Source organism: Erwinia sp. 1181_3, from assembly GCF_052824965.1.
Map to the genome: position 1 here is coordinate 67026 of NZ_VTDE01000015.1, position 17705 is coordinate 84730.

Genomic DNA, 17705 nt, shown 5'->3' on the forward strand with positions numbered 1-17705 from the left:
ATGTCGGATATCGCCAGTTTACGCGTACCGCTGCGCCTGCCCGTTGGGCTGCTGCTGTCACTGCTGTTTCTTACCGTTCTGACGCTGGCAGCCTGCTTCCCCGGCTGGCTGGCACCGGACGACCCGCTGCTGGCTGACCCGGTTAACGCCATGCAGGCCCCCTCCTGGCAGCACTGGTTAGGGACCGATCAACTGGGGCGCGATCTACTAAGCCGTGTGATTTACGGCAGTCGTTATTCACTGCTGATTTCCGTTGCCGCGATGATGCTGGCGGTACTGGGTGGCTGTCTGCTGGGATTGCTGGCGGGGCTGGCGCGGGGTGTTCTCGATGAAGCCATTGGCCGCACGCTGGATGTGATTTCAGCCTTCCCGGATCTGCTGCTGGCGCTGATGCTGATTGCCTTTACCGGACCCGGGACAACCAACCTGATCATTGCGCTGGGTGTGGCATCGGTGCCGCGCTTTGCGCGCGTGGTCAGGGCGCAGACGTTCCTGGTGGCGCGTTCGGGCTACGTGGAACAGGCCCGTACCTTTGGCCTGCCCTGGCGGGTGCTGGTATGGCGCCATGTGCTGCCCCATGCGATAGCCCAGGTGCCTGCGCTGGCAACGCTGGGGCTGGGAACGGCCATTATCGGTACAGCCGGGTTGAGCTTCCTCGGCATGGGGCCACAGCCGCCGACAGCGGAGTGGGGGTTGATGCTGGCGGAAGGGCGTAACTATCTGCGCAACGCCTGGTGGACCGGCGTCTGGCCGGGTGTCGCCATCACGCTGACCGTGGTGGCGGTCAATACTCTCGGCCGCCACTGGCAGGCGCATTTTGAAGGGAAACGACTGTGACGGCACTGATTGATATTCACAACCTTAATATCCATTTTGGCCACCATCACGCGGTGCGCGATTTCAGCCTGACCCTGCAACCCGGTGAGTCGGTTGCGCTGGTGGGGGAGTCCGGTTCGGGTAAAACGGTGACGGCGCGGGCGCTGCTGGGGTTACAGGCCGCGGAGGCCAGGCTCAGCGCTGAGACGTTTAGCCTTATGGGGCAACCGGCTCTGAACCATTCTGAGCGTCAGTGGCGCACGGTGCGCGGGCGTCAAATCGGCTATGTGCTTCAGGATGCGCTGGTGTCACTCGATCCCCTGCGTACCGTCGGGCAACAGCTTGCCGATGCATTATGGGCTGCCCGGCAAACCCCGCCTGAAGCGATTAAGGCGCGCAGCCTGCAACTGCTACACGAAGCAGGTATGGCTGATGCGCAACAGCGGCTGTCGGTTTATCCGCATCAGCTTTCCGGTGGCCTGCGTCAGCGGGTGCTGATTGCCTGTGCGCTGGCCGGGCAACCGGCCCTGCTGGTGGCGGACGAACCGACTACAGCGCTGGACATGACGGTGCAACAGCAGATCCTCACTTTACTGCGCAGGCGGCGTGAACAGGGCCAGGCATTGCTGCTCATTAGTCACGATCTGGCGGTGGTGGCCGAGCTCGCTGATCGTGTGCTGGTAATGCGTGAAGGCGAAGTAGTGGAGAGTGGTCCGACCCACGCGCTGCTGACTGCACCGCAGCATCCCTGGACCCGCCGTCTGTTGCAGGCGATTCCACGGCCACAGAACCGTGGCCTGCGGCTGGCCTCGCCTGAACCACAGCGATTGCCGGAGAAAGCGCCTCCCGGTGACGTACTGATTAACGTCAATGGCGTGCACAAATATTATGACGACCGGCATGTGGTGAACAATGTGTCGTTTGAACTGCGTGCCGGGGAAACCCTGGGTGTGGTGGGTGAGTCGGGTTCCGGCAAAAGCTCTCTGGCCCGGCTGGTGCTGGGGCTGACGGAGCCGCAGCGCGGTGAGATCACCCTTGGCGGGCAGCGCTGGAGTCACCAGCCGGAAAAACTGCGCCGTGCACGCCGTCAGCAGTTGCAGTTGATTGCGCAAGATCCGCTCAGCTCGTTTGACCCGCACTACAACGTGGAACGGCTGATCGGTGAGAGCCTGGATGCCGCAGGAGTGTATGGCGAAGCCCGCCGGCAGCGGGTGATACACCTGCTGGATGAAGTCAGTCTGAGCCGCAGCCTTCTGACGCGCTACCCGCGCGAGCTTTCCGGCGGTCAGCGTCAGCGCGTGGCCATCGCCCGTGCCTTTGCGCCTAATCCGGCACTGCTGGTGGCCGACGAGCCCGTCAGCGCACTCGATGTCTCTGTGCAGGCGCAGATCCTCGATCTTCTGGCCGATATGCAGGCCGAACACCGGACGGCACTGCTGTTTATTTCACATGATCTCGGCGTGATCCACCACCTTGCCGATCGGGTACTGGTGATGAAAGAAGGCCGTGTGGTGGAGAGCGGTGAGGTCGGAGAGGTGTTTAACCGCCCTGTTCATCCCTGGACCCGACAATTACTGGAAGCGCTACCGGCACTGCCCGGCCGCGCTGCCTGAGCTATCCCTGAAAGGAGTTCTATCATGAGTCAGACTCAAACCCGCATCCGTCTGGGCGCCATTATCCAGGGGCCATCCGGCAATATGTCGGCCTGGCGTCATCCTGATGCGATCAGCGATGCCAGTATCAACGTTGCATATGTCACCGCGCTGGCGCAGCAGGCAGAACGGGCAAAATTTGATTTCCTGTTCGTGGCGGATGGCTTGTACATCAATGCCAAATCGATCCCACACTTCCTCAACCGTTTTGAACCTGTCACGCTGTTGTCAGCGCTGGCGCTGGTCACGCAGAAAATTGGCCTGGTGGCGACGCTGTCCACCTCTTACAGCGAGCCGTTTACCGTCGCCCGCCAGTTTGCCAGCCTTGATCAGCTGAGTGGCGGACGTGCCGGATGGAATGTGGTGACTTCGCCACTGGAAGGGTCGGCGAAGAACTTTTCCCGTGACCAGCATCCTGAGCACAGCGAACGCTATCGTATCGCCAGCGAATATTTACAGGTCACCAAAGGTCTTTGGGATTCATGGGAGGAAGATGCCTTTGTGCGTAATAAACAGAGCGGCGAGTTCTTTGCGCCGGAGAAGCTGCATACGCTGAACCATAAAGGTCATTACTTCTCTGTGCAGGGGCCGCTGAACGTTGGCCGTTCGCCGCAGGGGCGTCCGGTGATCTTCCAGGCGGGGGCATCTGAGGCCGGTAAAGCGTTTGCCGCCGAAACCGCCGATGCCATTTATACCCGCCAGGAAACCCCGGAGCTTGCCCGGGCATTTCGTGAAGATGTGCGCCGCCAGCTGGTGGCGCGCGGGCGCAATGCCGATGACATTCGCGTTTTCCAGGGCATCAGTGTCATTATCGGTGACGACAGTGCCGATGCCGAGCGTCGTTATCAGCAAACGGCACAGCTGGTCACGCCGGAAAAAGCGCTGGAGTACCTTGGCCGTTACTTCGAGCATTACGATTTCAGCCAGCATGAGCTGGATGCACCGTTCCCGGATATTGGTGATCTGGGGCAGAACAGCTTCCGCAGTACCACCGATACCATCAAGAAAGAGGCGCTCGACCGTGGTTTAACCCTGCGTCAGGCTGCGCTGGAAGCGGCCACTCCGCGCCCGACTTTTTCCGGCACGGCAGCACAGATCGCGGATGGTCTGGAACAGTGGTTTACCCGTGGCGCGGCCGATGGGTTTATCGTACGCGGCGGAACGCCAACGGCGTTTGATGATTTTGTCGATCAGGTGATCCCGATCCTGCAACAGCGCGGCCTGTACCGTCACGACTATGAAGGCAATACTCTGCGTGAACAACTGGGGTTGAGTGAGCCTGAGAACCAGTTTGCGATAAAGACGGAAGAGAGGCGGGTTGGTTGAGCAAGTAACGCATTATAGTTACAACATACATATCACTGAGTCAGTTATCGATACATTAAGCATCGGTAACCGATTCAGCAACATTCACTTTATACGTTCGTCGTAAAAAGACCTTCTCCAGACAAGCAGCGCTCAATAACCTGAAGCACCCCCTCTTCATCATTCGACGGTGCCAGATAGCCAGCGGCCGCTTTTGCTGCTTCTGATCCGTTACTCATGGCAAAACCAAAGCCCGCATGGCGCAGCATTTCCAGGTCGTTTCCACCGTCACCAAATGCCAGTACCTCATTATCTTCGATACCGTAACGCTGCTGGATGCGTTTCACCCCATTGGCTTTATGATTTCCGGGGATAATCAAATCGACAGAGCCATGACCACTGGAAACGGGTACAACAATATCGCCCAGTTCTCGCTCAATATTCACCATCAGCTCACTGACATCGGGCTGATGAAAACCCAGGGCAAACTTAAAAACGGTATCGTCAATCTCTGCATAATCATCAACCCTGTCGAGGTGATGATAAAAAACACGCATATCGGCAAAGAAATCTTCACCCGCGCTGGACAGCATATACGCGCCCTTTTTACCGCAGACCAGAAAACGGACGCCGGTCATCGCCCCGATCGTCGCGATCACTCTGTTGACGTCATCGGGTGCCAGCCGGCCACAATAGACCTCCTGCTGTCTGTCAACAATGTAACCCCCATTCTCCGCCACATAGGCAATGTCAGCATCAATCTCCGGGAAGAAGCTTTTCAGCTGGTAATACTGGTTACCGCTGGCGACCACAAATTTAATCCCCTGTTGCTTCATCTGCTGGTACTGGTCAGCAAAACGGGCGCGTGCATAGTCACCCTGGCTATTCAGAAACGTGCCATCCATATCTACCGCAATCAGTTTGATGCTCATTACCACTCCTCGTTAATTTAGGCGTATTTCAGCTTAGAGGCACCGAGAACGATCACCACAAATGCCATCGCGACCAGAGAGAAGGCCACATAGAGATTGGCCAGATGGGCAATCCAGCCAATCACGGCCGGGCCGCCCAGCACCCCGAAATAGCCCAGCGTAGCGACCATCGCCACGGATCGATGCACCGGCATCGCTTTCTCCTGCCCTGCCAGGGTGATCAGGACAGGGACAATGTTGGCAGCACCGATACCGACCAGGGCAAAGCCGAACAAGGAAGATCCCCATCCCGGTAGCAGCACAACAATCAGGTAACCCGCAATACCCAGTATTCCACCCGACATCAGCACGCGCTTACGCCCCAGTACCTTCACCACGCGGTCACCAATAAAACGCATCAGCGACATCGCAATCGCAAAGGTGGCAAACCCCCATCCGGCATGTTCAACCGCCATCTGGCGATCCTGCGTGATGAAAATACCGCTCCAGTCGAGAATCGCGCCTTCGGCCATAAAACAGATCATCGCCATAATCGCCATCAACACCAGACGGAAATTGGGGCGGCTGGCGTTCCCCTTCTCCTGTTGCGAGGTTTCGCCACTGGCAGCAAGTAAGGCAGGAAAAGAGCAGGCGGTCACCAGCACAACCAGCGCAATCGCCCAGAATGACGTGGCCTGCGGCGTCAGACCGGCACTCAGCAGCATGGCTCCACCACCGGCTCCGGCAATCCCTCCCACGCTCCACAGACAGTGAAACCCGGACATCAGGGGTTTATCGGCGGCCTGCTCGACCAGGGTCCCCTGCACATTCATCGCCACATCTGCCAGCCCGATGCCCATGCCAAAAACAAACAGACTGATGGCCAGTAAACGGATATCGCTGAGCGTGGCCAGCAGCGGCAGCATCAGGCAATACACTATCACCGCCGCAATAATCACCCGGCGGCACCCTGCCAGGCCAATAATGCGTCCGGATCCCAGCATCGCTATCAGCGATCCACCGCCCAGGCACAGTAACAACAGTCCCAGCTGACCCGCTTCGGCATGGGTTCGCATCTGAGCATAAGGCACCAGTGCGGCCCATAACCCCATTGCCATACCCGTGACAAAAAAAATGGCCCGGGTAGCCCTACACCGGGCGGGGCTTCCTGTCTCTTGCGGGTCGTTTTTGACTGTCATCGGCAATTTATCCTTTTCTTTAATTACTTATTAAAAGACATTTAATAAGTAAAAGTATAAAGCGTGAGCGAAAAGGATGTCAATCGGCGACGGAAAGGTTTAACACAGAACCCGAGGGATGAAGAGCAGGATCTACACGATAAACAAGCGATGGAAGTTGTAGTTTTCCAGCGTCAGCTCCGCAATACCTTGCAGATAGTCCTGACGAATCGAGGGGCGATAGATCAGCGCAGGAAGATGTTTCTGCGGAATAGATTGCTGGCAGATTTGCATGATGTCGGGCAAATCTGCTTCGCACAGACGAGGCCCTGACAGCGCGACCGTCACAGGATTGATCAGCGCCGCCAGCGAGACAACAATATTAGCCAGTTCCTGCGTCAGCGTTAACGCGGTGGCAGAAAAGGGCAGCCGGGACACTTCCCCCGCAAAATTATTCGCGCCGGCCAGCACCTGCCCGTTGATCACAATCCCACATCCCGTGCAGGGGACTTCCGGTTTGTAGATATAGGCAACCGGTGCGCTGACTCCCGCGCAGCTGCTGCGGTAAAAGCCCCAGGCAGTGAAGTTGATATCGTTGCCGACTTCAGTGAAACAACCTGACTTTAAACGGATTTCCTCAACAATATGCCTGTCGGTAAACAGTGAAATATCGCAGGACGTGACCACACCATCGACGATCACCCCGGGCAGACCTAGGCCAATGGTCTGTACGCCAGGGAACTCAGACAGCAGTGTATCGATGAGTTGATAAAACGTCTCTGCGGTTAGCGGCAAAAAGGGACGGTCGCCGCTTGCCAGCAGGCCGCCGGTGGCAGAGGTTAACGACCAGACCAGTTCAGCGTCATCATCACTGCCTGCCGCGTAGAGGCTGAGGACAGAGAAAAAATCAGGATTACAGGCATAACGCTGTGCAGGCCTGCCGCCACGGGAAGCCTCATGTTCCAGCGCCAGCACTTCTCCGCTGAGCGTCAATTCGTTAAGCACGGCTCCGCAGGTGGCCGCACTCAGCCCTGTCTGGGCTGCCACGTCACCTTTGGTCGCCGGGCCCAGTGATTTCAGCGTACGAACGACCCGCGCAACATTATTTTTGCGCATTTCACGGGTGGTGCGGTTTAACGGAGTATTCATTTTCCCTCTTCGGCTCACAAAAAACGGGTTAATTTACCATAAAGCCGGGTACCCGGCGCACTAACCTGCCCCGCTCTCATGACGGAAACACTCTGGCAGCAAGAAAATCAACCAGCGCACGGATTTTCGGTGAAGCATGGCGGCTGGCGGGCCACAGGATATGAAACGTCCCCTGCCATTCGACAAAGTCTCCGAGGATCGGCACCAGACTGCCGTCAGCCACCAGATGACGACAGGCAAAATCCGGCAGACAGGCAATCCCCAGTCCACGCAGTGCAAAGCAGACGCGCGTTTCGATATTATTGCAAACCATTGAGGTGGGGATCGCCAGGTCGGCCGCCCCGCGCAGCGGCCATTTTTCCAGCTTACCGGTATGCGGAAAACGATAATGCAGGCAGTGATGTCGGAGCAGATCGCCAGGAGCCTGAGGCGTTCCCTTCTCTGCCAGATACGCAGGAGAGGCAACCAGCAAAGCGCTGAAGTAGCCCAGATGCCTGGCCGATAAGCGCGAATCAGCCGGTTCACCGGTTCTGATCACGGCATCGAATCCCTCTTCAATGACCTCCACTAACTGGTCGGTAAAATCCAGGTCCAGCGCAATATCCGGATACTGGCGCATAAAATCACCGAGCACCGGCAGCATCAGCGTACTCACCATCGGCAGGCTGATACGCAGGCGACCAGTGGGTTTTCCGCTCGCCTGAGACAGCTCCAGCTGCGCGGCCTCAACCTCCGCCAGAATACGACGGCAGCGCTCCAGAAACAGTGCCCCTTCCGCCGTGAGGGTGATGCTGCGGGTACTGCGGTGGAAGAGACGTACACCGAGTTTTTCTTCCAGCCGCGCCACATTTTTCCCCACCGCTGAAGGCGACAGACCCAGCTGACGACCGGCGCTCACAAAGCTACGGGTATCAGCCACCTGCACAAAGACGCTAAATCCACTGAGACTGTCCATCATTACTCCATTCAAGAATTTTATTCCGTAGTTAACTGAACTATACCCTGGTTTTTCTTTAATGAGGTGTCGATTAAGGTGTGATGACGATCCCCTTACTGATGATGAGACTCTGTTGATGCACACCCTTTTATCTTCACTGGCCCGCCCTGATGACCTCCCGGCGGCCTTCCAAACCGTGGTACAGCAAGCCATCGACGAGCAACGTGATACGGTGTACGGCGTATGAAAATGATGGATGTATCCTCAAAACTGCCTGTCTCCGCCCTGCTCGCGCTGGCCACGGCGGGATTTATTACCATTCTCACCGAAGCCCTTCCGGCGGGTCTGTTATCACAGATCGGTGGCAGCCTGCTGATTACACCAGCGCTGGCCGGGCAACTGGTCACGGTGTACGCCATCGGTTCTCTTCTGGCCGCCATTCCATTAACGCTCGCTACGCAAACGCTGAGACGCCGGCCTCTGCTGTTAAGCGCCATTGCCGGGTTTGCTGTCGCTAATACCCTCACGGCACTTTCCCACCACTATGCGCTGACGCTGGTCGCACGCTTCATTGCCGGTGTTTCGGCGGGATTATTGTGGGCACTGATTGCTGGTTATGCCGCCAGAATGGTGCACGAGTCCATCAAAGGACGCGCCATTGCCCTGGCGATGGTCGGCACGCCGCTGGCGTTATCAATAGGCATTCCACTGGGCACCTGGGTGAGTGAGATCATCGGCTGGCGGAGCTGTTTCCTGGCGATCAGCGTGCTGACTCTGGTCCTGGCGGGATGGATAATGATTAGCGTGCCTGATTTCCCCGGTCAGGCAGCGGCAAAACGTCAGCGCTTGCTGAATGTTCTTCGACTTCCGGGGGTGCGCCCCATCCTGCTGGTTACCCTGATATTCGTGCTGGCGCATAACATCCTTTACACCTATATCTCACCGTTTCTCCAGCATGCAGGGATGGGCAACAGCATCAGCCTGATCCTGCTGGTGTTTGGCCTGACGTCACTGTTGGGGATAGGGGTTGTCGGGACGCGAGTGGATGGCGGGCTGAGAGGGCTGTCTTTGCTGGCTACCGCGCTTTTCGCACTGTCAGCACTGGCATTGACGTCGGGAAATCCACTGGTGATTTATCTTGCAACAGGCGTCTGGGGGCTGGCCTTCGGAGGTGCCCCGGCCCTGTTTCAGACCGCGCTGGCAAACAGCGCCGGGGATGCCGCTGACGTTGCGCAGTCGATGCTGGTCACCGCATGGAATATGGCGATTGCCGGCGGTGGGTTGGCGGGTGCCGCGATACTGAACGGCTTTGGTCCCACCCTTTTCTCACCGGTTTTACTGGTGTTACTTATCCTGACGTGGCTGATCATATTGTCGGCGCGACAGCACGGGTTTCCTGCCGCTGAAGACGGTTAATCCACGACCATAATCCCAAGCCTTTCAACCAGAATGCTGACCTGAGCGCTGTCCAGCTTTACCCCCTCCAGGTCAGTGCTGCGAAGGTCGAGTTCACTGGTGATGGAACGTGTCAAATCACAGTGGGTGAAGTCAGCGGAACGCCAGTCAAACGTGCTGAATTCACCACCCGAGAGGTCGGAACCGCTGAAGGTCGCCCCCAGCACATGGGTACCCACCCAGCGGTTCTCCCACAGTTCACATTTCTCCAGCACCACTTTGGAAAAGTTGGCATAGCTCAGATTGGTTTTGGTGATAAACGCGCTGCAGAACCAGCTCTTTGTCGTGATCATGTTCATAAAGCTGGCACCGCGGAAGTCAGCCCCTTGCGCTCGGCATTCACTGATCTCAATGCCCAACGCGTTGACAGAACGAAAATTATTCATCGAGATATCACAGTGCTTAAAGCTGGCATCCTTCAATGTTGCCCGGCTGAAGTTACAACCCTGCTCACTTTCCCGATCGTAAAACTGGCAGTGAAGAAAACGCGTGTCGGTCAGGTCGCAGCCCGAGAAATCGCAGTTGATGAACTGCGTGTTTTCTACAATGCTGCCCGTGAAATGGCGTGGGATGAACTTTTCATTACGATAAACCGGTGATGTGGTCATGTTAAGGTTCCATGTATAGCAGTGCGCGTTCGTCGAGCTGAAGTTTTTCCCCGGGATAGCGATGTTCCAGCAGGTGGTAAGACTCAGCGGCGATAATATGTTCAATACTGTCAGACAGCGCATTCAGCGCGTGTTGCATCTGCGGCAAATAATTGTGGGTGTCATAAACACGGTCAATCCCTTCCAGCGCATGATTCATGATCTTACGGGCGACATCATTCGGCGTGTTCAGTGCGGCCAGCCTTGAACGCGCGCTGCGCCGCAAATCACGGGTGGTAAAGGGGGCAATTCCGAGACCACGGTCAGCCCGTATCATACGACGCAGTGCCTGTGTAATGGCACCGCGTGATAAAGGCTGTGACAACGTCACGGGGGACGGCACCAGCCAGGGTGATTCTTCCGGACTGGACTGCATCAACGCGTGAATACAGACGCGCATCAGAGGAGTCAGCGGAAGAATATGTTCGCGCTGCGATTTGTTACGCGTGCCCTGCCGCCAGATCCCGGAAGTCAGATTGAACTCGTCTTTACGCGCCTGCACCACTTCATCCGGCCTGCGGGCCGTCAGTAAACAAAAGCGCAGCGCCCAGCGGCACTGTTCTGAGAGGTCCCAGGCATCCAGGCCGTGCCAGAAGACCCAGACTTCAGCATCGCTGAGCGTACGGTTACCCGGAGGCGCACTTCTGCCCGCGACATCACGTTTTTTCATCGCACTGAGGGGGGAGTGTTCAAGATAGCCCTGCATTTCGGCCCAGGCAAAGAACTGCTTGCACAACGCAAACACCCGCCGCGCCTCTTCTTTTTTGCCGTCGGCGATCAGAATATTAAACAACCGGTTAAGCTGAAGTCGTGTAATGGATGACAGGGGTCGTTCACCTATTGCCGGTAGCACATGTTTCAATAAGGATGAGATAGCAATCTCCGGGCGGCGGCGCGTTTGCAGCAGCGACAACCTGACCCAGAGTTTCATCACCTGCGCCACAGACCCTTCATCGCCGCTGGCTTCCAGCTCGGTCAGGGATGACGTACTTACCGCGTTCAGCCACAACACCACATGACGCCCGACATGCGGAGAAGTAAGAACCTCAGGATTCTGGGATTCAGACATCCTGTAATCCTGAGATTCTCTTATCATATGATTTTATCATCTTCACCTTTCGGAGACATTACCAACGGGGCTTACCGCTACAGAGAGGTTGATTTTACCGTGTAAAAGCATATGACTCCAGACTTAATAGGTCTGGAGTCACACAGATTACGCAGCGCATTCACTTCCGTTTCTTGTAAAGGAGATAGCCATGAAAAGAAATAAGGCCCGACCACCTTGTTCTCACTCTTCCCAGGAAAGATCGGATACCTCATCTGAGCAGTATTCCGGAGGGAATGGCGCCTCTTTAATTATCCATTGACGGCAATCCATAATAAGACAGAGGAATGGCATGTTGTGTACCCCGCACAGATAACAGGAAATATCCGGCTGCAGGATAACCGGAGCAGGAAATGACCAACCAAAAGTAGACAACAGAAAGGAAATATCGACATTTACTGGGCTATTTCATTCAGAGTGACCGCACTCTGTTATGTTAATTCAGCCACCACACAGCAGAACGCACGACCAGGATATAGGGGTAAGAGGGGAGATACATTAACCCCTGAAACAAGGTTTCGTCAGGAAACTCACCGTTTTTATCCTGAAAAACCCAGGCGAATATGCTGAAGATAATCGCATGTCAGGTTATATTTCACACTTAGAATGTTGTAACTAAAAAATTATAAGTCACTCCCAATCACGAAAAAAAACACGTCCCCTTTGTCTTTTGCCCCGTCACGATCGCCCTCAAACAACAGTGATAATACCTGACGCAACATTCATGTTCATCCCGAACCAGGGTGAAAATAGGAGCACAGGATAAATTGCCTCATCACACGGATAAAAATCAGTCGAACTGACATCGATTTTTTACTTCCCGAATGAACGCGCTCAATTTCCCAATCTGCAATACACAATGACTTTACGACGGTCTGACGGTACTCAGTCATATTGCGTGATGCCGTAACTAACACGATGTGAAAAAACGCCTCAAAGAAATTATATTGGAAAACATAAAATCCATTTATTACAACACGTTGCAAAGAGCATGGCTGTGGAAAATATAGTATGATTTACCAGTGGCGAATAGGGGTAAACTTTCAGAAGTAAACACCTCAATCAAAAGAATTGTTAAGATTTATCCCATAAGTTGTAAATATAAGAACACCCGGACTTACCCAATAGCAGAGTAAAATGGTATCCAGGTAACATTTGAACTAACATTTTTCTAGTTTAGTGTTTTTTCACTCTTCATTTGTCTGTACACTGAGTCTTGTCACAATAGTTACTAATTTAAACCAACTTACAGGTTACGGATTCCGTTATGAGCGAAACGCTGAAAGTATTAAATAATATTCGCACCCTTCGTGCCCAGTCTCGTGAAGTGTCTTTAGTTGAACTGGAAGAGATGCTGGAAAAACTTGAAGCGGTAGTGAACGAAAGACGTGACTCAGAAGCCGCTATTGCTTCTGAGATTAAAGAAAAAGAAGAGAAACTGGCTAAATACCGCCAGATGCTGCTGGAAGACGGTATCGACTTAAGCGAACTGACTGCAGCCGATAATACGACGGGTAAGACTCGCGCTAAACGTGCTCCACGCCCAGCCAAGTATTCATATACTGATGAAAATGGCGAGAAGAAATCATGGACCGGCCAGGGGCGTACCCCGGCTGTGATTAAGCAGGCACTGGATGCCGGCAAAAAACTTGAAGATTTCCTGATCAAGTAAATGCCAACCGGCCGCCTGACAGGCGGCCGGATGCATTTTCAGCTGACAGACTGCGTCTGCTCAAACAACTGCCTCAATAATACCACCAGCTTCTTCGCATGTTCCTCCTGCGTTCGCCATGAACACACACTGATGCGTAATGCCGCTTTTCCCTGCCACAACGTCCCTGAAAACCAGGCGTCTCCGGATCCCTGAAGTGCTTCACGTACGCGCTGAGTATGTTCATCGTCCTGTGCACGAAATAAAACCTGATTGAGTATCACCCGATTCAATATCTCGAACCCGGCGTCCTGCAGACCTGACGCAATCTGACACGCCAGCGCACAATGCTGCTCAACCAGGGTGGCCACGCCCTCACGACCCAGCGTACGCAATGCCGCCCAGACCGGAATACCCCGCGGGCGACGGGAAAACTCCAGCGTCAGATTTTTTTGCGCATCCGGTGCCGCCACTGCATAGGCCGCATCAGCATTCATCGCCGAGGCAAGCGCACCCGGATGACGGCAGATCGCCATGGCGCAATCATAAGGGGTATTCAGCCACTTATGTCCGTCAGTCGTCCAGCTGTCCGCCTTCTCAACACCCTCCGTGAGCGCTTTCAGCGCTGAGGCGCGCGCCCAGAGACCAAAGGCACCATCGACGTGTACCCAGGCACCGACAGCATTCGCCGCCGGGATCAGCGCCGAGAAATCATCGAATTCGCCGGTATTTACCTCGCCAGCCTGTAAACAAAGAATCGTGCGGTGATCAAGGGCGGGCAGGCGCGTCAGATCAATCTGTCCCCGACCGTTCACCGGCGCAACGTTCAGGTGACGCAGTCCGAAGCCCAGAACCCGCAGGGCTTTTTTCACCGTGATATGCGTCAGTTCGGACACAACCACCCTGATTTCCGGCGCGCCTGCCAGCCCGTCATGGTCAATATCCCAGCCCTGACGCAGTAACAACTCACGCCGGGCCGTCACCAGGCAACTCAGCGTACAGGCCGTGGCGCTGGTGCCAAACCCTACCGTACTGTCACGTGGCAGGTCGAGGACCTCCAGCAGCCAGCGCCCGGCCTGCCGCTCCAGCGTGGCGGAAACGGGTGAGTTATCCCAGCCAGAAGCACACTGATCCCAGGCAATCATCAGCCGCTCGGCTGCCGCGGCCACGGGCAGTGAGGCACCGATAACAAAACCATAATAGTTCGGGCCGTTGGATGCCGTGGTGGCGGGCGATCCGGCATCATCCAACAACGCCAGCGTCTGCTCTGCGGGTAACCCGTTCACCGGCAGCGCTTCATCAAAACGCGCCAGCCCGGCAAGCGCCGCAGCATCGGGAAACACCCGGCGGGTAGCCAGCGAGGCGCTGTAGCTCAGGGCACGCGCATCTGCGGCAGAGAGTAATTCCCGTTCGTTCATAACTGACCTCGTATTAATCGCATCATCACCCAAAACAGTAACGCCAGCAGACTGACGGCAGCGCCGCACAGGCACACCGCGTCCCACCCTCCCCAGGCAAACGCCTGGGTTGAAATCAGCGCTCCAGCGCCGCTGCCAGCGGAATAAAACAGCATATAACCCGCAATCAACCGCCCTCCGGTTTCCTGCTGACTGGCAAAAATCAGGCTCTGACTGCTGACATGTAATGCCTGCCCGGCTGCATCCAGCAGCAGGATCCCGGCCATCAGCAGTAGCAATGACCCTGCCCCCAGCCACAGTGGCAACCAGCTCATCAGCAGTACCACCAGCGCCAGCGAAGAGGTGCGTTCTGCCAGCCCTTTGTCAGCCCAGCGTCCGGCACGACCCGCGATAAGCGCACTGATCGCGCCCACCAGCCCCAGTGCACCAATCTGTCCATGGGTCAATTGCCAGGGCGGGGCACGCAACAGTAATACCAACGCACTCCAGAAAATATTGAAACTGGCAAACATCAGTAACGCCAGCACACCACGCACCTGCAATACCCGGTGAGTAAGCAGCAGACGCCACAGAGAAAACATTACCTGTGACCAGCGTACAGGCGCAGCCTGAGGTAAATCAGGCAGCCTGCGCCACAGGATCGCCGCCAATAGCAGCATCACCAACGCAGAACAGACGTAAACGCCACGCCAGCCGGTAATATCTGACACCAGACCCGCGGCCGCACGCGCCAGCAGTAATCCAATCACCACGCCACCGGAAACGGCACCCACCACACGCCCACGCGTTTCCGGGCTGGCCGCCGCGGCCGCATAGGCAATCATGCCCTGCGTCATTGCCGTTCCCAGCAGGCCGATTAGCAACATCGCTGCCAGTAACATCAGCACATGCGTGGCCACAGAGACCAGTAACAGCGCCAGAATTAATCCCGCAAGCTGATAGCGCATCAGTCGACGCCGGTTAAACACATCCCCCAGCGGAACCAGCAGCAGCAACGCCAGTGCGCAACCCACCTGGGTGGCAAAAATCACCCCACCGACAGCCGCAGAGGAGATGGAAAAAGAGTGCGCCAGCGCATCCAGCAGCGGCTGCGCATAATAGACGTTCGCCACGCTCAGGCCGCTACTGCAGGCAAACAGACTTACCTGCAATGACGATAAGCCTGTACTGTCCGCGCTCTTCGCTACCCATGTATTCATGCCATGCCCCAATTGGTTTCAAATTAAAACCATTTGCAGCCTGCCGCAAGTGGTTTTAAAATGCAACTAAATTGACGAGGAAAAAATCATGACTGACCGTTTACCTCTCAGCCAGTCGTCCTGCCCGGTCGCACGCAGTGTTGATCTGATTGGCGATCGCTGGCTGCTGATGATCCTGCGCGATGCGTTTGACGGCGTGCGCCGCTACAGCGAGTTTCAGCGTAACCTGGGGGTGGCACGCAATATTCTCGCCGATCGGCTGAAAAAGCTGGTCGAAGCCGGACTGCTGCGGGTGCAACCGGCCTCTGATGGCTCGGCCTGGCAGGAGTATGTGCTGACCGACCGCGCCGGGGACCTGTTTCCGTTGATTGTTTCTTTGCAACAGTTTGGGGAACAGCATCTGTTTGCTGCCGGTGAAACCCATTCCGATTTACTGGAAACCACCAGCGGTAAACCGCTGGCACCGCTGCGGGTGTGCAACCAGCAGGGAGATGCGATCACCCCTGAAATGACCTGTGTGCAAAAATACGCCTGATCGTTATGCAAAAAACGCAAATAGCCAGATGAATTTCTTGGTTCTCCTGACCCCTTGTCAGGCCTGATATTTATTGTCAGCCACTTAGCACACTGACAATAAAGGAATTCACCATGCGCGTTGCTCTTCGCCTGACGGCACTTGCCGGGGCCATTGCCTTACTGAACGCCACCGCCGCATCGGCCGCAGACAAACCTGTACAGGGCGGCACCCTGGTGTATCTGGAGCAGCAGGCTCACACCAATCTTTATCCTCCGGCCGGGGGCTTCTATCCGAACGGCGGGATTCTGAACCAGATCACCGATAAGCTGACCTGGCAGAACCCGGAAACCCTGCAGGTGGAGCCGTGGATAGCAGAGAGCTGGACGCACAACGCTGATAATACCGAGTACACCTTCAAAATCCGCCCGGGCGTCACCTTCTCCGATGGCACACCGCTGGACGCCGCAGCAGTAGCGAAAAACTTTGATACTTACGGCCTGGGGAATAAAGCCCAGCGTCTGCCCGTTTCAGAGGTGATCAATAACTACGATCACAGCGAAGTGGTTGACCCGCTGACGGTCAAATTCTTCTTTAAAAAGCCGTCTCCTGGCTTCCTGCAGGGTACCGCCACCATCGGTTCCGGTCTGGTATCACTCAGCACGCTGGCACGTAACTTTGATGCCCTGGGCGATGCCCGCCACATCATCGGTTCCGGGCCGTTTGTTGTCAGTGGCGAGAAGCTGGGGCGTGAAGTCGATCTGGCGGTGCGCAAAGACTATCAGTGGGGGCCAAAAAACCTCGCGCAGCAGGGGCGGGCGAACCTCGATGGCATCAAAATTATCGTGACGCCGGAAGACAGTGTGCGCATCGGCGCGCTGCTGGCAGGCCAGGCGGATGCCATCCGCCAGGTGCAGGCTTATGATGAGAAACAGGCACAGCAGCAGAACTTCCCGATTTATGCGGCTCCGACACGCGGTGTTAATGACAGCCTGAGCTTCCGCCCGGATAACCCGCTGGTCGCCGATGTGAAGGTGCGTAAAGCGCTGTTACATGCCACCAACAGCAAACAGATCGTTGATACGCTGTTCTCTCCAAATTACCCACAGGCGAAGTCGGTACTGGCCACTTCAGCCGCAGGCTTCGTCGACCTCAGCGATCGACTGACGTTTGATCCGGTACTGGCGAAAAAACTGCTGGATGAAGCAGGATGGAAACCGGGCAGCGACGGCATCCGTGAGAAAGACGGTAAAAAGCTGGCACTGGCGGTGTATGAGTCCCTGCCACAGCCGCAGAATAAAGAAGTGTTACAGCTGGTGGCTCAGCAGTGGAAGCAGGTGGGGGTCACCCTGACTGTGCGTGCAGGCGATGCGGGCAGCAAAACCGTCGACAGCCTTGATCCGCTGAAAACCCCGCTCAATGTGACCGAAGTGGGCCGCGCCGACCCGGATGTGGTGAAAAGCTCGTTCTATCCGACCGTGCGTGATGCGCTGCTTCAGAAAGGCGGCTCCAGCAGCCTGGTGAAAAACTTCCGCGACGACAAACTGAACGCCATTCTGGACGGCATCGCCAGCGAAACCGATGCGAAAAAACGTCTGGAACTCACGGGCGACGCTCAGCGCTATCTGATCGATAACGCCTATAACATTCCTATCTTCGAAGAACCGCAGGTGTTTGCGGGCGCGCCGTGGCTGAAAGGTCTGACGTTTGAAGCCGTCGGCCGACCAAGCTTCTATGCTGTCTGGCTGGAAAAACGGGGGTAAGC

At 56.0% G+C, this 17705-nt stretch carries 15 protein-coding genes; 7 read left to right on the top strand and 8 right to left on the bottom strand.

Annotation, left to right across the window (positions count from 1 at the left end; genetic code table 11):
• From FY046_RS22340 to FY046_RS22350, 3 genes are read left to right on the top strand one after another with little or no spacing between them, the layout of a single operon-like run.
• The gene (locus FY046_RS22340) at window positions 1-837 is read left to right on the top strand and encodes an ABC transporter permease (protein WP_212816242.1); all 837 of its coding nucleotides are present in this window, start codon (window positions 1-3) and stop codon (window positions 835-837) included.
• Window positions 834-2429 carry a dipeptide ABC transporter ATP-binding protein gene (locus FY046_RS22345; RefSeq protein ID WP_446186500.1) on the top strand — a complete coding sequence of 532 codons (1596 nt, stop codon included), beginning with the start codon at window positions 834-836 and terminating at the stop codon, window positions 2427-2429. Before FY046_RS22340 ends, FY046_RS22345 begins: the two co-directional genes overlap by 4 nt.
• A gap of 24 nt (window positions 2430-2453) precedes the next feature.
• On the top strand, window positions 2454-3794 hold the full coding sequence (locus FY046_RS22350) for an LLM class flavin-dependent oxidoreductase (protein WP_446186501.1): 1341 nt from the start codon (window positions 2454-2456) through the stop codon (window positions 3792-3794).
• Between the two features lie 89 nt (window positions 3795-3883).
• Here the strand turns inward: FY046_RS22350 and FY046_RS22355 are convergent, their stop codons facing one another.
• From FY046_RS22355 to FY046_RS22370, 4 genes are all read right to left on the bottom strand, one after another.
• Window positions 3884-4705: a Cof-type HAD-IIB family hydrolase gene (locus FY046_RS22355; RefSeq protein WP_133846785.1), complete on the bottom strand. Its 822-nt coding sequence runs from the start codon at window positions 4703-4705 to the stop codon at window positions 3884-3886.
• A 17-nt stretch (window positions 4706-4722) separates the two neighbouring features.
• Entirely contained in the window at window positions 4723-5796 is a 1074-nt protein-coding gene (locus tag FY046_RS22360) for an MFS transporter (RefSeq protein ID WP_133846808.1), read from the bottom strand.
• A gap of 219 nt (window positions 5797-6015) precedes the next feature.
• On the bottom strand, window positions 6016-7011 hold the full coding sequence (locus tag FY046_RS22365) for an ROK family transcriptional regulator (protein ID WP_171149742.1): 996 nt from the start codon (window positions 7009-7011) through the stop codon (window positions 6016-6018).
• A gap of 76 nt (window positions 7012-7087) precedes the next feature.
• Entirely contained in the window at window positions 7088-7966 is an 879-nt protein-coding gene (locus FY046_RS22370; RefSeq protein ID WP_133846809.1) for a LysR family transcriptional regulator, read from the bottom strand.
• A gap of 231 nt (window positions 7967-8197) precedes the next feature.
• On the opposite strand from FY046_RS22370, the gene FY046_RS22375 reads away from it, so the two are divergent.
• Window positions 8198-9364, top strand: a complete 1167-nt coding sequence (locus tag FY046_RS22375) for an MFS transporter (RefSeq protein ID WP_133846787.1) — start codon at window positions 8198-8200, stop codon at window positions 9362-9364.
• Here FY046_RS22375 and FY046_RS22380 read toward each other — a convergent pair.
• The gene (locus tag FY046_RS22380) at window positions 9361-10011 is read right to left on the bottom strand and encodes a Qnr family pentapeptide repeat protein (protein ID WP_133846788.1); all 651 of its coding nucleotides are present in this window, start codon (window positions 10009-10011) and stop codon (window positions 9361-9363) included. The two genes, FY046_RS22375 and FY046_RS22380, sit on opposite strands and share 4 nt — an antisense overlap.
• A gap of 1 nt (window position 10012) precedes the next feature.
• On the bottom strand, window positions 10013-11119 hold the full coding sequence (locus tag FY046_RS22385; RefSeq protein ID WP_133846789.1) for a tyrosine-type recombinase/integrase: 1107 nt from the start codon (window positions 11117-11119) through the stop codon (window positions 10013-10015).
• Window positions 11120-12425: 1306 nt separating this feature from the next.
• Between FY046_RS22385 and FY046_RS22390 the strand changes: the two genes are divergently transcribed.
• The gene (locus FY046_RS22390; RefSeq protein ID WP_159338394.1) at window positions 12426-12830 is read left to right on the top strand and encodes an H-NS family histone-like protein; all 405 of its coding nucleotides are present in this window, start codon (window positions 12426-12428) and stop codon (window positions 12828-12830) included.
• Between the two features lie 38 nt (window positions 12831-12868).
• Here FY046_RS22390 and FY046_RS22395 read toward each other — a convergent pair whose 3' ends face one another.
• On the bottom strand, window positions 12869-14227 hold the full coding sequence (locus tag FY046_RS22395; RefSeq protein WP_213202504.1) for a pyridoxal phosphate-dependent decarboxylase family protein: 1359 nt from the start codon (window positions 14225-14227) through the stop codon (window positions 12869-12871).
• A complete protein-coding gene (locus FY046_RS22400; RefSeq protein WP_213202501.1) occupies window positions 14224-15426 on the bottom strand; it encodes an MFS transporter in 1203 nt (400 codons plus the stop codon). Before FY046_RS22400 ends, FY046_RS22395 begins: the two co-directional genes overlap by 4 nt.
• A gap of 88 nt (window positions 15427-15514) precedes the next feature.
• Between FY046_RS22400 and FY046_RS22405 the strand changes: the two genes are divergently transcribed.
• Window positions 15515-15961 carry a winged helix-turn-helix transcriptional regulator gene (locus FY046_RS22405; protein ID WP_133846793.1) on the top strand — a complete coding sequence of 149 codons (447 nt, stop codon included), beginning with the start codon at window positions 15515-15517 and terminating at the stop codon, window positions 15959-15961.
• Window positions 15962-16074: 113 nt separating this feature from the next.
• A complete protein-coding gene (locus FY046_RS22410) occupies window positions 16075-17703 on the top strand; it encodes a TIGR04028 family ABC transporter substrate-binding protein (protein ID WP_133846794.1) in 1629 nt (542 codons plus the stop codon).
• The last annotated feature ends 2 nt before the right edge of the window (window positions 17704-17705 follow it).